Here is a 14,703-nt window from a genome sequence, read left to right as displayed (position 1 = left end):
TGGTGATAGAGGAGACTTATCGAGCGGTCGGGGAAAGCAATTTGACGTCACTGGGCGCAGGTTATAGCTTGAACCTTGTCTGCGGCCTTTCGCCGCCCCCAGCCACTGCACAGGTCGAGCGTGAACGTGGAAAAGAACCCCCAGGCCCTGATCGACGGTTTCAACCGCAAAGTCGATTACCTGCGGATGTCGGTCACCGACCGCTGCGATTTTCGCTGCGTCTATTGCATGGCCGAAGACATGCAGTTCCTGCCGCGCCAGCAGATTCTCAGCCTCGAGGAGCTGTACCTGGTCGCCGAGCGCTTCGTCGCCCTGGGCACCCGCAAGATCCGCCTGACCGGTGGCGAGCCCCTGGTGCGCCAGGGCATCGTCGGGCTGTGCGCGCGCATCGCCGCCCTGCCCGGCCTGCGCGAACTGTGCCTGACCAGCAATGGCTCGCAGCTCGGCCGCCTGGCCCAGCCGCTGTTCGATGCCGGCGTCTCGCGCCTGAACATCAGCCTCGACAGCCTTGACCCCGAGCGCTTCCGCGCCCTGACCCGTACCGGCGACCTCACGCAGGTGATCGCGGGCATCGACGCCGCGCGCGCCGCGGGCTTTCGCCGCACCAAGCTCAACGCGGTGGTGCTCAAGGGCCGCAACGACCACGAAATCGTCGACCTGGTGCGCTTCGCCATCGACCGCGAGCTGGACATCTCGTTCATCGAAGAAATGCCCCTGGGCGTCATCAGCGAGCACGAGCGCGGCGAGTCCTTCTGCTCCAGCGACGACGTGCGCGCCCGCCTGGCCGAGCACTTCACCCTGGTCGAGTCGGCCGAGTCCTCCCAGGGCCCGGCGCGCTACTGGCGCCTGGCCGAAGCGCCCGACACCCGGGTCGGCTTCATCTCGCCGCACAGCCACAACTTCTGCGCCACCTGCAACCGCGTGCGCCTGACCGTCGAAGGCCGCCTGCTGCTGTGCCTGGGTAACGAGCACTCGGTGGACCTCAAGCAGGTCCTGCGCCAGCACCCCGGCGACAGCGCCCGCCTGGAAAAGACCCTGCGCGACGCCATGCAGCTCAAGCCCTACCGCCACCACTTCGAAGTGGGCGGCGAGGTGCAGATCCTGCGCTTCATGAACATGACCGGCGGCTGATCGCCCGCCTCTGGAACCGTCTTGATCGTCCACTCACGCCCCGACATGCTGCGCGTGCTGTTCACCCTCAAGGGCTCGATCGTCCAGCGCATCGCCTTGCGCTGCCTGGCGGTGACCTTGCTGGCGGCACTGATCGTGCTGATCGAGCGGCACTACCCGGCGCTGTTCTACCCGGTCAGCGCCACGCCCTTCACCCTGCTGGGGCTGTCGCTGTCGATCTTCATGAGTTTTCGCAACAACGCCTGCTACGACCGCTGGTGGGAGGGCCGCAAGGCCTGGGGACGGATGATCATCGAGGTGCGCTCGTTCGTGCGTGAAAGCGTGGCGATCGAGGATCAGCAGCTGCGCGCGCAGATGCTGCGTGGCCTGTGCGGCTTCGCCCATGCCCTCAATGCCCGGCTGCGCAACGAAGACGAGCTGCCCCTGGCGCGCACCTGGCTGGCCGAGGGCGCGCCGATCACCGCGCACAACGTGTGCGACGGCATCCTGCGCGATATCGGTGCCCAGTGCTCACGCTTGGCGAAGGACGGCGCGATCAGCGAGTTCCGCTACACGCTCCTGGAGCAGCGCCTGGCCGGCCTGTCAGACGTGCAGGCCACCTGCGAACGGATCAAGGGCACGCCGCTGCCGTTCCCCTACACCCTGCTGCTGCACCGCACCATCTACATCTTCTGCCTGCTGCTGCCGTTTGCCCTGGCAGAACCGCTGGGCTGGCTGGCACCGCTGTTCACCACCATCGTCAGCTACACCTTCTTCGGCCTGGATGCGATCGGTAACGAGCTGGAGGACCCGTTCGGCCGGGACGAAAACGACCTGCCGACCGATGCGCTAGTGCGTACCGTCGAGCGCGACGTGCTGGCGGCGCTGGGGCATGAGCCGCTGCCACCGGCGTTGGTGCCGGTGGATCATGTGTTGAGTTGAAGTCTCATCGCGGGGCAAGTCGCATCGGCGCACCGCCGCTCCAACGCCAGCCTGTGTGTGCTGATATGAGATCGGCGTGGGAGCGGCGGTGCGCCGATGCGACTTGCCCCGCGATGGGGTTCCTGAGGTCAACCGCGGCTTTCGCAGGCCCCGATTGGTTTGAGGTGCGCGACGAAATTGCACGGCCGGTGCCGCGCATCCAGTTGCTCGGCCAGGATGCCTTCCCAGGCCGTGCGGCAGGCGCCGGTCGAGCCCGGCAGGCAGCACACCAGGGTGCCGTTGGCCAGGCCGGCCAGGGCCCGGCTCTGCACGGTCGAGGTGCCGATATCAAGGATCGACAGGGCGCGGAACAGCTCGCCAAACCCGTCGATGCGCTTGTCCAGCAGGCAGTCCACCGCCTCCGGCGTGCTGTCGCGCCCGGTGAAGCCGGTGCCACCAGTGATCAGCACCACCTGCACCTGGTCGTCGGCGATCCAGGTGGCGACTTGGGCGCGGATCTTGTACAGGTCGTCCTTGAGCAGCTCCCGCGCCACCAGGCGGTGGCCCACGCCGACGGCGCGGCTGGCCAGCAGCTCGCCGGAGGTGTCGGTGTCGTAGGTGCGGGTGTCGCTGACGGTCAGCACCGCGATGTTCAGCGGTACGAACACCGCGTCCGGTTTCACGCTCATGGCCTTTGCTCCAGGATTGGCTTCGCGGCCACGTTAGAGACAAGCCCCGGCAGCGTCCAATCGATAGGGCGTACCGGATGATCGACGCTTTCTATCGCTGCTGCAGGACCGGCTGAATGTTCATCAAGGATTAGCCAGGTGCTTCACTCTTGGTTAAGGTCTACCCACCCCGCAACCCCAGGCCGCACCATGGACATCAAACAGCTCAAGTTTCTCATCGCCCTCGACCAGACCCGCCACTTCGGCCAGGCCGCGGCGCTGTGCCACATCACCCAGCCGACCCTGTCCATGCGCCTGCGCAACCTCGAGGACGAACTGGACCTGGTGCTGGTCAAGCGCGGCCAGCGCTTCGAAGGGTTCACCGAAGCCGGCGAACGCATCCTGGCCTGGGCCCGCACCCTGCTCGCCGCCCATGACGGCCTGCAGGCCGAGGCCGCCAGCTGCCGCGGCCAGGTGGTCGGCAGCCTGCGCCTGGGCACCGTGCCGCTGGCCAGCTTCAACCCCATGCAACTGCTGATGCCACTGCGTGAGAAGTACCCCGAGCTGCACTTCCAGCTGTCGTCATTGAGCTCCGAGCAGGTGATCGATGGCCTGAGCCGCAACCAGCTCGACCTGGGCATCTGCTACCTCGACCAGGTCAACACCAGCTTCTTCGAAGTGATCGAGCTGAGCACCACCACCATGGGCCTGCTGCACGACACCCGGCACTTCCAGTTCGAGGCCGACAGCCTGCGCTGGGAAGACCTCGGCGAGCTGCCGCTGGGCCTGCTGAGCAAGGGCATGCACTACCGCCAGTCCCTCGACCTGAGCTTGCGCAGCCGGGGCCTTGCGCCCAATGCCGTGCTCGAGAGCGACTCGACCTTCCAGCTGATCCAGGCGATCAGCACCGGCGTGTGCTGCGCGATCATGCCACTGGACTGCGGCCTGGAAGACCTCAGCCAGCACATGCGCATCATCCCGGTGCAGGAAGCCAGCATCCACAGCCCGGTCGGCCTGCTGCTGCGCCGCAGCGAGCCGCGCTCGGCCATCGCCGAGCAGTGTTTCGACGAGGCCCGCGCCCTGTTTCAACCCTCCTGAGCCGTCGCCTGGCGGTACTGTCGCGGGGTGAAACCGGTCAGTTGCCTGAACTGCCGGCTGAAGGCGCTGTGGTCGGTGTAGCCACAGCGCAGGGCCACCTCGATGATCGGCAGGTCGCTGTGCAGCAGTTGATGTGCATGCTCCAGGCGGGCCTTGTGAATCATCTGCCGGGGCGTGAGGTGGAACACCCGTTTGCAGTAACGCTCCAGCTGCGCCACCGAAATCCCGGCGATGCGGGTCAGCTCGCCCATGCTGATCGGCTGGTGGAAATGCGCGCGGATATGCGCATCCACCGCCGCCAGACGCTGGTAGGCGGGGTGGGTGTCGGCGGCTGACTGCAGGTCGACCGAAATGCCCACCAGGCCGATGATTCTCCCCGCCGGCTCGTACAACGGACGCTTGTGGGTCAGGCACCAGCCCGGTTCGCGGCTGCCGTACAGGTGCAGCTCCAGCTGGTCTTCCAGCACCAGGCCCTGCTCCAGCACCCGGCGGTCCTGCTCGGTATAGCCGGGGCCCAGGCGCGCCGGGAACACCTCGGCGCTGGTCTTGCCCAGCAAGGGTGCCAGGTGCTTCAGGCCACAGCGCTGGACCAGTGTGCGGTTGGCCAGGACATAGCGAGCCTGGTCGTCCTTGATGAAGATCGCCGCGTTGGCAAGGACATCGAGCATCGGCAGCAGCCAGACCACGCCGGCCAGCAAGGCTTCGAGGGATTCAGGGCGATGCTGGTCAAGGTGCTGGTACAGCGCAGTCAATGGTTGCTCGGGCATGCGGTTATCCCTCGTGGCTCTCGCGGCCCTGCAAGCCTAGTCAGCAGCCCCCGCCGGGCGCCAGCACTCGCGCCCGACTATGCCGATTTCGTCACCCACCTTGCAGAAAACCATCAAGAACGCCGGCCTCGATCGGTCCACTCTATGCCCCACGCAAGCCGCCCCACGACCTACAAGAGCGCGGCCGACCAAGCCGCATCGTGACATCAGACCTGCCTATCCAAAACCTACAAAAAGGCGCAACCATGTCAGGCAAATTCAAGAAACAGCTGTCCCTGCTGGACCTCACCTTCATCGGCCTGGGCGCCATCTTCGGCTCCGGCTGGCTATTCGCCGCCAGCCACGTCTCGGCCATCGCCGGCCCGGCCGGCATCCTCTCCTGGTTCCTCGGCGGCTTCGCCGTGCTGCTGCTGGGCATCGTCTACTGCGAGCTCGGCGCCGCCCTGCCGCGGGCCGGTGGCGTGGTGCGCTACCCGGTGTACTCCCATGGCCCGCTGCTGGGCTACCTGATGGGCTTCATCACCCTGATCGCCTTCTCCAGCCTGATCGCCATCGAGGTGGTTGCCTCGCGCCAGTATGCCGCGGCCTGGTTTCCGGCCTTGACCAAGACCGGCTCCAGCGACCCGACGGTGCTCGGCTGGCTGGTGCAGTTCGCCCTGCTCGGGCTGTTCTTCCTGCTCAACTACCGCAGCGTGAAGACCTTCGCCAAGGCCAACAACCTGGTCAGCGTGTTCAAGTTCATCGTGCCGCTGCTGGTGATCGGCGTGCTGTTCACCTTCTTCAAGCCGGAGAACTTCGAGGTCCAGGGCTTCGCGCCGTTCGGCCTGTCCGGCGTGGAAATGGCGGTGTCGGCCGGCGGCATCATCTTCGCCTACCTGGGGCTCACGCCGATCATCTCGGTGGCCAGCGAGGTGAAGAACCCGCAGCGCACCATCCCCATCGCGCTGATTCTCTCGGTGCTGCTGTCCACCGCGATCTACGCCCTGCTGCAACTGGCGTTCCTCGGCAGCGTGCCGACCGAGATGATTGCCAACGGCTGGGCCGGAGTGACCAAGGAGCTGGCCCTGCCCTACCGTGACATCGCCCTGGCCCTGGGCGTCGGCTGGCTGGCCTACCTGGTGGTGGCCGACGCGGTGATCTCGCCCAGCGGCTGCGGCAACATCTACATGAATGCCACCCCACGAGTGATTTATGGCTGGGCGCAGACCGGCACCTTCTTCAAGTACTTCACCCGCATCGACGAGCAATCCGGCATCCCGCGCCCGGCGCTGTGGCTGACCTTCGGCCTGGCGGTGTTCTGGACCCTGCCGTTCCCGTCCTGGGAAGCGCTCATCAACGTGGTCTCTGCCGCCCTGGTGCTCAGCTACGCGGTGGCCCCGGTTTCGGTCGCCGCCCTGCGCCGCAGCGCCCCCGACATGGCCCGGCCGTTCCGGGTCAAAGGCATGGGCGTGCTCGGCCCGCTGTCGTTCATCATCGCCGCGCTGATCGTCTACTGGTCGGGCTGGAACACCGTGTCCTGGCTGCTGGCGCTGCAGATCGTGATGTTCGTGCTGTACCTGCTGTGCCGCCGCTTCGTGCCCACCGAACACCTGTCGCTGGGCCAGCAGGTGCGCTCGTCGGCCTGGCTGATCGGCTTCTACGCCGTGACCATTTTCCTTTCCTGGCTGGGCAGCTTCGGCGGTCTGGGCGTGATCGGCCATCCGCTGGACACCCTGATCGTCGCCGCCACTGCCCTGGGCATCTACTACTGGGGCGCGGCCACTGGCGTGCCGGCCCGGCTGGTGCGGCTCGATGGCGACGATGAAAGCGAAGCCGGCAGCGAACCCCATGCCGGCCAGCACCCCGCCGCCGTCGCCTCCTGACCCACTACCGAATGGACACGCTGATGAAACAGGTTCATGTAATCGACTCCCATACCGGCGGCGAACCGACCCGCTTGGTGATGAAGGGCTTCCCGCCCCTGCACGGCCGCAGCATGGCCGAGCAGCGCGACGAACTGCGCGAGCTGCACGACCACTGGCGCCGCGCCTGCCTGCTGGAGCCACGTGGCAACGATGTGCTGGTGGGCGCGCTGTACTGCCCGCCGGTCTCTGCGGATGCCACCTGCGGGGTGATCTTCTTCAACAACGCCGGCTACCTGAACATGTGCGGCCACGGCACCATCGGCCTGGTTGCCTCGCTACGCCACCTGGGCCTGATCGAGCCGGGCGTGCACAAGATCGATACACCGGTCGGCCAGGTCAGCGCCACCCTGCATGACGATGGATCCGTCACCGTCGGCAACGTGCCGTCCTACCGCTACCGCCGGCAGGTTGCCGTGGACGTGCCGGGGCACGGCCTGGTGCGCGGCGACATCGCCTGGGGCGGCAACTGGTTCTTCCTGGTTTCCGACCACGGCCAGCGCATCGCGCTGGACAACCGCGAAACCCTCACCGACTACGCCTGGACCCTGCTCAAGACCCTCGAGGCCCAAGGCATCACCGGCGAACACGGCGCCCCGATCGACCATGTCGAACTGTTCGCCGACGACGCCAACGCCGACAGCCGCAACTTCGTCATGTGCCCCGGCAAGGCCTACGACCGCTCGCCCTGCGGCACCGGCACCAGCGCCAAGCTGGCGTGCCTGGCCGCCGACGGCAAGCTCGCCGAAGGCCAGACCTGGGTCCAGGCCAGCATCACCGGCAGCCAGTTCCATGGCCGCTACGAGCGCGACGGCGAACGCATTCGCCCGTTCATCACCGGCCGTGCCCACATGACCGCCGACAGCACCCTGCTGATCGACGAGCAGGACCCGTTCGCCTGGGGCATCTGACCCCGTTCATTTCCCACTGAATACCGCCAGGAGTGACAACCATGACCGACAACATCTTCACCGGCACCATGCCCGCCCTGATGACCCCCTGCACCGCCGAGCGCAAACCGGACTTCGACGCCCTGGTGCGCAAGGGCCGCGAACTGATCGACGCCGGCATGAGCGCCGTGGTGTACTGCGGCTCGATGGGCGACTGGCCGCTGCTGAACGAGGCCGAACGCCAGGAGGGCGTGGCGCGCCTGGTCGCCGCCGGCATCCCGACCATCGTCGGCACCGGCGCGGTGAACACCCGCGAGGCTGTGTCCCACGCATCCCACGCCGCCAAGGTCGGCGCCGCCGGCCTGATGGTCATCCCCCGGGTGCTGTCCCGTGGCGCATCGCTGACCGCCCAGCAACACCACTTCTCGGCGATTCTCGCCGCCGCGCCGAAGCTGCCAGCGGTGATCTACAACAGCCCCTACTACGGTTTCGCCACCCGCGCCGACCTGTTCTTCGCCCTGCGTCGCGAGTACCCCAACCTGATCGGCTTCAAGGAGTTCGGCGGCGCCGCCGACCTGCGCTACGCCGCCGAGCACATCACCTCCCAGGACGATGATGTGACCCTGATGGTCGGCGTCGACACCCAAGTGGTGCACGGTTTCGTCAACTGCAACGCCACCGGCGCCATCACCGGCATCGGCAACGCGCTGCCCCGTGAAGTGCTGCAACTGGTCAGCTTGAGCAAGCGCGCCGCCAAGGGCGATGCCAAGGCCCGGCGCCAGGCTCGGGAGCTGGAGTCGGCGCTGGCGGTGTTGTCGTCGTTCGATGAAGGCTGCGACCTGGTGCTGTACTACAAGCACCTGATGGTGCTCAACGGCGACAGCGAGTACCGCCTGCACTTCAACGAAACCGACGCCCTCACCGACGCCCAGCGGCACTACGCCGAACAGCAGTACGCGCTGTTCCGCACCTGGTACGCCAGCTGGTCGGCCGAGCAGAACATCGCCTGATCACCGCAACTCCTGTGGGAGCGGCCTTGTGTCGCGAAAGGGGCGCATGGCGCCCCCAACAGGTCCAGACCTTATCCAGATTCTCCAGGACGCCCCATGACCCTCACCGGCAATCTACTGATCGGCCAGCGCGCCGTCACAGGCACCCAGGCCGCGATCCATGCCATCGACCCGGCCACCGACACCCCGCTCGCCCCACCCTACGCCGGCGCCAGCGCCGAACAGCTAACCCAGGCCTGCGACCTGGCCTGGGCGGCATTCGATGCCTACCGCGAAACCACCTCCGAACAACGCGCCCACTTTCTCGACACCATCGCCGAGCAGATCGAAGCCCTGGGCGATGCCCTGATCGACCGCGCCAACGCCGAGACCGGCCTGCCCAAGGCGCGTCTGCTGGGCGAGCGCGGCCGCACCTGCGCGCAACTGCGCACCTTCGCTCGCGTGGTGCGGGCCGGTGAATGGCTGGATGTACGGGTGGACAACGCCCTGCCCGAGCGCCAGCCACTGCCACGTCCCGACCTGCGCCAACGACAGGTTGCCCTGGGCCCGGTGGCGGTGTTCGGCGCCAGCAATTTCCCGCTGGCCTTCTCGGTGGCCGGCGGCGACACCGCCTCGGCACTGGCCGCCGGTTGCCCGGTGGTGGTCAAGGCCCATGGCGCCCACCCCGGCACCAGCGAGCTGGTCGGCCAGGCCGTGGCCCGGGCAGTCGCGAAGTGCGAGCTGCCCGAAGGCGTGTTCTCGCTGCTGTACGGCGCCGGCCGCGAGGTCGGTATCGGTCTGGTCAGCGACCCGCGCATCAAGGCCGTCGGCTTCACCGGCTCGCGCAGTGGCGGCCTCGCGCTGTGCCAGGCCGCCCAGGCACGTCCCGAGCCAATCCCCGTCTATGCCGAAATGAGCTCGATCAACCCGGTGTTCCTCTTCGACGCCGCCCTGCAGGACCGAGCGGAATCTCTGGCCCAAACCTTCGTCGCTTCGCTGACCCAGGGTGCCGGCCAGTTCTGTACCAACCCCGGGCTGTTGATCGCCCGCCAGGGTCCAGCACTCGAACGTTTCATCAGCACCGCCGCCGAGCATGTCCGGCAAGCCGCGGCACAGACCATGCTCACCCCGGGCATTGCCAGCGCCTATGCCAATGGCGTCGCCGCGCTGGGTGAGAACGGCAATGCCCGCCAGATCGCCAGCGGCCAGCCCCATCACGGCCCGAACCAGTGCCAAGCGCACCTGTTCGTCACCTCGGCCCAGGCGTTTCTCGCCGATCCGGCGCTGCAGGCCGAAGTGTTCGGCGCCGCCTCGCTGGTGGTCGCTTGCGACAACGACGAGCAGATCCGCCAGATCGCCGAACACCTGGAAGGGCAGCTGACCGCCACCCTGCACCTGGACGCCGCCGACCTCGACTGCGCCCGCCAACTGCTGCCCACCCTCGAACGCAAGGCCGGGCGGATCCTGATCAACGGTTGGCCGACCGGCGTCGAGGTGTGCGACGCGATGGTCCACGGCGGCCCGTTCCCGGCCACCTCCGACACCCGCGGCACCTCGGTGGGCACCGCGGCGATCCTGCGTTTCCTGCGCCCGGTGTGCTACCAGGACTTCCCCGATGCTCTGCTGCCCACTGCGCTGCAACAGGGCAACCCGCTGCACCTGCGCCGCTTGCTCGATGGCCGGCGGGAAGGCTGAACCATGACCGCCACTGACACGGACATCGCCGTGGTCGGCGCCGGCATTGTCGGCGTCGCCTGCGCCCTGCAGCTGGCCCGCCAGGGCCACCGGGTGCTGCTGATCGATCGCCAGGCACCGGGCCACGGTGCGTCTTTTGGCAATGCCGGGCACCTGGCCACCGAGCAGGTGTTTCCCATCGCCGACCTGTCGATTCTCAAGCGCCTGCCGGCCATGCTGCTGGACCCGATGGGCCCGCTGCGCCTGGACTGGAAGTACCTGCCACGGGCCCTGCCCTGGTTCACCCGCCTGCTGCTCAACCTGCGACCGGCGCCGTTCCAGCGCAGCGTCGCGGGCCTTCGTGCGCTGAACGAAAGCAGCCTCGGCGCCTGGCAACGGCTGCTCGCCTCCATCGAGCGCAGCCACCTGCTCAAGGAGGACGGTTCACTGCTGGTGTTCGAACGCCACGCATCGCGCCAGGCGCTCGCGGCGTTGCGCGCCCGCCTGCAGGCACAGGCCGTGCCCGTGGACCTGTGGTCGGCTGAGGCGGTAAGCGAAGCGGCACCGCAGTTGAGTCCGTCGATCCTGGGTGGCCTGTTCTTCCCGCGCACCGGTCACTTCCTCGACCCCTACCAGGTGGTCTGCGAACTGTTCAGCGCCGCCAGGGCCAGTGGCGTACGCTTCCTGCGCGCCGAGGTCGATGGCGGCCAGGTGCATGGCCAGGGCATCAGCCTCGCCAGCGACCAGGGCACCCTCGAGGCCCGCCAGGTGTTGATCAGTGCCGGGGCACATTCGGCGAGACTCACGGCCGCCCTGACCGGTCGGCGGGTACCGCTGGATACCGAGCGCGGCTACCACCTGATGCTGCCGGCGGAGCACCAGCGCCTGCCGTTCGCCGTCACCTCGCTGGAGCGCAAGTTCATCATGACGCCCATGGCCGACGGCCTGCGCCTGGCCGGCACGGTGGAATTCGCCGGACTCGAGGCGCCGCCGAGCATGCAGCGGGCGTGGCAACTGCATCGGTTGAGCAAGGGCTTGTTCCGGCGCGAGCTGGATGCCGAGGGGGCGACGCCGTGGATGGGGTTCCGGCCTTCGTTGCCGGATTCGCTGCCGGTGATCGACCGAGTGGCCGATGGCAAGGTGCTGCTAGCGTTCGGGCATCAGCACCTGGGGTTGACCCAGGCGGCGGTGACGGCGGAGTGGGTGGGGCGGTTGGCTGCGGGGGCCGAAGTGGAACAAGCATACCAGTTGGATCGGTTCTGAGATTGCCGGGGCCTTGCGCCTCTTTCGCGGTGCAAGGCCTGCGCGTTCCCTGTGGGAGCGGCCTTGGGTCGCGAAAGGGCCGCAAAGCGGCCCCAGCCTCACTCAGCGATACCGCTCAAGCCAATGCGCATAAGGCGCCGGCAGCGTCCACGCCGCCTTGTCCACGCCCAGGGCCTTGGCGGCGGCATACGGCCAGTGCGGATCAGCCAGGTGCGCACGCCCTACCGACACCAGGTCGAGCTGATTGGCCTGCAACGCGCCCTCGGCCAGCTCCGGCGTGCCAAAGCCCCAGGCCGAGGTCACCGGCAGCTTCGCCTCGCGGCGCACCCGCTCGGCGATCGGCCCCAGGAATGCCGGGCCCCACGGGATGTTGGTCTGGGGAATGGTGAAGCCGACGCTGACGCTCAGCAGATCGAGGCCGCCAGCCTTGAAGCGACGGGCCAGTTCAATGGACTCCAGCAGGGTCTGCTCGTCACGCCCATCGTACTCCACCACGCCAAAGCGAGCGGTCAGCGGCAGGTGCTCCGGCCACACCTCACGTACCGCGGCCAGGGTTTCCAGGAGGAAGCGCGTGCGGTTGTCGAAGCTGCCGCCATAGGCGTCGGTACGCTGGTTGGAGTGCTCGGAGAAGAAGCTCTGGCCCAGGTAGCCGTGGGCGAAGTGCAGCTCGATCCACTCGAAGCCGGCATCGCGGGCACGGCGCGCGGCATCGACGAAGTCCTGCTTGATCCGGGCGATATCGTCCAGGGTCATGGCCTTGGGCACTTTCGGCAGGTGGCCGCCAAAGGCGATGGCGGACGGGGCAATGGTGTCCCAACCACGGGCATCGTCGGCGGCGATATGGTCATCACCTTCCCAGGGGCGGTTGGCACTGGCCTTGCGACCGGCGTGGGCGATCTGGATGCCCGGCACGGAACCGGCGGCCTTGATCGCCTTGACCACAGGCACGAAGGCCTGGGCCTGGGCGTCGTTCCAGATGCCGGCGCAGCCGGGGGTGATGCGCCCTTCCGGCGACACCGCCGTGGCCTCGACCACCACCAGGCCGGCGCCACCACGGGCCAGGCCCGCGTAATGCACCTGGTGCCAGTCATTGATCAGGCCATCCTCGGCCATGTACTGGCACATCGGCGGAATGGCAATGCGGTTGCGCAGGGTGACGTCTTTGAGGGTGTAGGGTTCGAACAAGGCGGCCATGAGGTCACTCCAGGGACGGGGGTTGGATACGATTGTTCGATCATATTCGAACTATGGCAATTTGTGAAACCCCCGTTATCATGTCGTCCATGCGAGCCTATACCCACCCCAATCCCGAAGACCTGACGCTGGAGCGCCTGCTCTACGCCCTGAGCGACCCTGTGCGCATGGAAATCGTCCGCCATCTGGCCGGTGTTGCCGAAGCCAGTTGCGGTGAGCTGGACGGCGGCCGGCCCAAGTCGAGCATGTCCCATCACTTTCGCGTATTGCGCGATTCAGGGCTGGTGCACACTCGCAACGTTGGTACCACGCACATGAACTCACTGCGCAGCGATGAGCTCGAAAGCCGCTTCCCGGGGTTGCTGGGCAGTATTCTCGAGCAGCGTTAAGCCCCTGAATCCAGGCACAAAAAAACCACGAGGCCGCCAGGGGCGATCCTCGTGGTGGGTGTTGCCGGGCAAGCCCGGCAAGCAGGGGCCTTACAGCGCCATGTCGTTCGCAGGCTTGCTCTCGACCGATGCGGCTGGCGCCACGCTGGTCTTGACGCTCTGGTCGATCACCGGCGGCTTCTCCAGTTGCAGGACTTCGGCGGTGTAGTCCCACTCTTTCTGGGTGGCGGCGGCCGAATCGTTCAGCTTGGTACCGTAGCTCGGGACGATCTCCTTGATCTTGGCCTGCCACTCAGGGGTGGCGACCTTCTCCTTGAACACGGTTTCCAGCACGTTGAGCATGATCGGCGCGGCGGTCGAGGCACCTGGCGAGGCGCCCAGCAGGCCGGCGATGGTGCGGTCTTCGGAAGCCACGACCTCGGTGCCCAGCTTCAGCACGCCGCCCTTGTCGGCATCACGCTTGATGATCTGCACGCGCTGACCGGCCTGCCACAGTTTCCAGTCTTCCTTCTTGGCGTTCGGGAAGTAGGTCTGCAGGGCGGCGAAACGGTCGTCGTCGGACTGCATCAGCTGGCCGGCGAGGTACTCGACCAGCGGGTACTGATCGATGCCGACGCGGGCCATCGGCCAGACGTTGTGGGTGGTGGTGCTGCTCAGCAGGTCCAGGTACGAACCGTTCTTCAGGAACTTGGTCGAGAAGGTGGCGAATGGCCCGAACAGGATCACGCGCTTGCCGTCCAGCACGCGGGTGTCCAGGTGCGGAACCGACATGGGTGGCGCGCCAGTCGAGGCGATGCCGTAGGCCTTGGCCATGTGCTGCATGGCAACGGTCGGGTTCTCGGTCACCAGGAACGAGCCGCCCACCGGGAAGCCTGCGTATTCCTTGGCTTCCGGGATGCCCGACTTCTGCAGCAGCTTCAGCGCGCCGCCGCCGGCACCGATGAACAGGAACTTGGCGTCGGTGGCGTGCTCGGTGCCATCCTTCAGGTTCTTGTACTCGACGTGCCAGGAGCCGTCTTCGTTGCGGGTGATGTCCTGCACTTCGCTGGACAGCTTCAGGTCGAAGTTTTCCTTGGTCTTCAGGTGACCGACGAACTGACGGGTGATCTCACCGAAGTTGACGTCGGTGCCGATCGGCGTCCAGGTCACGGCCAGCTTCTGGTTCGGGTCACGGCCTTCCATCATCAGCGGGACCCACTTGGCGATCTGCGCGTGGTCTTCCGAGTACTGCATCGGACGGAACAGCGGGCTGGCCTGCAGGGCGTCGTAGCGCTTCTTCAGGAACTTGATGTTGTCATCGCCCCAGACGAAGCTCATGTGCGGGGTGGTGTTGATGAACGAGTGCGGGTTCTTCAGCACGCCCTGGCGTACCTGCCAGGCCCAGAACTGACGGGAGATCTGGAACGACTCGTTGATCTCGATGGCCTTGGTGATGTTGACCTTGCCGTCTTTGTCTTCCGGAGTGTAATTCAGCTCGGCCAGCGCGGAGTGGCCGGTACCGGCGTTGTTCCAGCCGTTGGAGCTTTCTTCGGCGACGCCGTCCAGGCGCTCGACCATTTCCATCGACCAGCTCGGCTCCAGCTCGTTGAGCCAGACCGCCAGGGTGGAACTCATGATGCCGCCGCCAACCAGCAGCACGTCGACTTTCTTGGTGTCTTCGGCGTGCGCTTGCATGAAGCTCGCCGCGACTGCCAGACCCAGCAAGGTCTTGCCAGCTTTCTTGAACATTGATCGATTCCAGTCAGTAGAACGGAGGGTGGGCCTGTGGCTGGCCCAGGTATTCCATGTTCTTCAGCGCAGGCTTGTTGTGATCATTGTTCAGCAGCCAGAGAGACATTG

13 protein-coding genes are annotated in these 14,703 nt (G+C 66.7%); 9 read left to right on the top strand and 4 right to left on the bottom strand.

The window, feature by feature from the left end; translation table 11 throughout:
* Nucleotides 1–126: 126 nt before the first annotated feature.
* Together moaA and AC25ND_RS17505 are read left to right on the top strand one after the other, a co-directional pair.
* Nucleotides 127–1,131: a GTP 3',8-cyclase MoaA gene (gene moaA / locus AC25ND_RS17510; RefSeq protein WP_028693014.1), complete on the top strand. Its 1,005-nt coding sequence runs from the start codon at nucleotides 127–129 to the stop codon at nucleotides 1,129–1,131.
* A gap of 21 nt (nucleotides 1,132–1,152) precedes the next feature.
* The gene (locus tag AC25ND_RS17505; RefSeq protein WP_050704306.1) at nucleotides 1,153–2,052 is read left to right on the top strand and encodes a bestrophin family protein; all 900 of its coding nucleotides are present in this window, start codon (nucleotides 1,153–1,155) and stop codon (nucleotides 2,050–2,052) included.
* A gap of 128 nt (nucleotides 2,053–2,180) precedes the next feature.
* Here the strand turns inward: AC25ND_RS17505 and moaB are convergent, their stop codons facing one another.
* The gene (gene moaB, locus AC25ND_RS17500; RefSeq protein ID WP_062574861.1) at nucleotides 2,181–2,720 is read right to left on the bottom strand and encodes a molybdenum cofactor biosynthesis protein B; all 540 of its coding nucleotides are present in this window, start codon (nucleotides 2,718–2,720) and stop codon (nucleotides 2,181–2,183) included.
* Nucleotides 2,721–2,909: 189 nt separating this feature from the next.
* Here moaB and AC25ND_RS17495 point away from each other — a divergent pair, with 189 nt between their 5' ends.
* Entirely contained in the window at nucleotides 2,910–3,797 is an 888-nt protein-coding gene (locus AC25ND_RS17495) for a LysR family transcriptional regulator (RefSeq protein ID WP_028693011.1), read from the top strand.
* Here the strand turns inward: AC25ND_RS17495 and AC25ND_RS17490 are convergent.
* On the bottom strand, nucleotides 3,785–4,564 hold the full coding sequence (locus tag AC25ND_RS17490) for an AraC family transcriptional regulator (RefSeq protein WP_028693010.1): 780 nt from the start codon (nucleotides 4,562–4,564) through the stop codon (nucleotides 3,785–3,787). The two genes, AC25ND_RS17495 and AC25ND_RS17490, sit on opposite strands and share 13 nt — an antisense overlap.
* A gap of 245 nt (nucleotides 4,565–4,809) precedes the next feature.
* Here AC25ND_RS17490 and AC25ND_RS17485 point away from each other — a divergent pair, with 245 nt between their 5' ends.
* The 5 genes from AC25ND_RS17485 (at nucleotide 4,810) to AC25ND_RS17465 (ending at nucleotide 11,281) form a co-directional block, all read left to right on the top strand.
* Nucleotides 4,810–6,426 carry an APC family permease gene (locus AC25ND_RS17485; RefSeq protein WP_028693009.1) on the top strand — a complete coding sequence of 539 codons (1,617 nt, stop codon included), beginning with the start codon at nucleotides 4,810–4,812 and terminating at the stop codon, nucleotides 6,424–6,426.
* Nucleotides 6,427–6,449: 23 nt separating this feature from the next.
* A complete protein-coding gene (locus AC25ND_RS17480) occupies nucleotides 6,450–7,376 on the top strand; it encodes a 4-hydroxyproline epimerase (protein ID WP_069016392.1) in 927 nt (308 codons plus the stop codon).
* A 41-nt stretch (nucleotides 7,377–7,417) separates the two neighbouring features.
* The gene (locus AC25ND_RS17475) at nucleotides 7,418–8,365 is read left to right on the top strand and encodes a dihydrodipicolinate synthase family protein (protein ID WP_069016391.1); all 948 of its coding nucleotides are present in this window, start codon (nucleotides 7,418–7,420) and stop codon (nucleotides 8,363–8,365) included.
* Between the two features lie 96 nt (nucleotides 8,366–8,461).
* A complete protein-coding gene (locus AC25ND_RS17470; protein ID WP_186597199.1) occupies nucleotides 8,462–10,039 on the top strand; it encodes an aldehyde dehydrogenase (NADP(+)) in 1,578 nt (525 codons plus the stop codon).
* A 3-nt stretch (nucleotides 10,040–10,042) separates the two neighbouring features.
* On the top strand, nucleotides 10,043–11,281 hold the full coding sequence (locus tag AC25ND_RS17465; RefSeq protein WP_028693005.1) for an NAD(P)/FAD-dependent oxidoreductase: 1,239 nt from the start codon (nucleotides 10,043–10,045) through the stop codon (nucleotides 11,279–11,281).
* Nucleotides 11,282–11,383: 102 nt separating this feature from the next.
* Here the strand turns inward: AC25ND_RS17465 and AC25ND_RS17460 are convergent, their stop codons facing one another.
* Nucleotides 11,384–12,475 (bottom strand): NADH:flavin oxidoreductase/NADH oxidase, encoded by a 1,092-nt coding sequence (locus AC25ND_RS17460; RefSeq protein WP_186597197.1) that lies wholly within the window; start codon nucleotides 12,473–12,475, stop codon nucleotides 11,384–11,386.
* Nucleotides 12,476–12,528: 53 nt separating this feature from the next.
* Between AC25ND_RS17460 and AC25ND_RS17455 the strand changes: the two genes are divergently transcribed.
* A complete protein-coding gene (locus AC25ND_RS17455; RefSeq protein ID WP_082750421.1) occupies nucleotides 12,529–12,864 on the top strand; it encodes an ArsR/SmtB family transcription factor in 336 nt (111 codons plus the stop codon).
* 90 nt (nucleotides 12,865–12,954) lie between these two features.
* Here AC25ND_RS17455 and mqo read toward each other — a convergent pair whose 3' ends face one another.
* On the bottom strand, nucleotides 12,955–14,592 hold the full coding sequence (gene mqo, locus AC25ND_RS17450) for a malate dehydrogenase (quinone) (RefSeq protein ID WP_486976458.1): 1,638 nt from the start codon (nucleotides 14,590–14,592) through the stop codon (nucleotides 12,955–12,957).
* Nucleotides 14,593–14,703 lie beyond the last annotated feature (111 nt).

This window comes from Pseudomonas sp. P110(2024), assembly GCF_057480795.1.
Note: the sequence above shows the minus strand (reverse complement) of the source record. Positions and strands in the feature narration are given on the sequence as shown.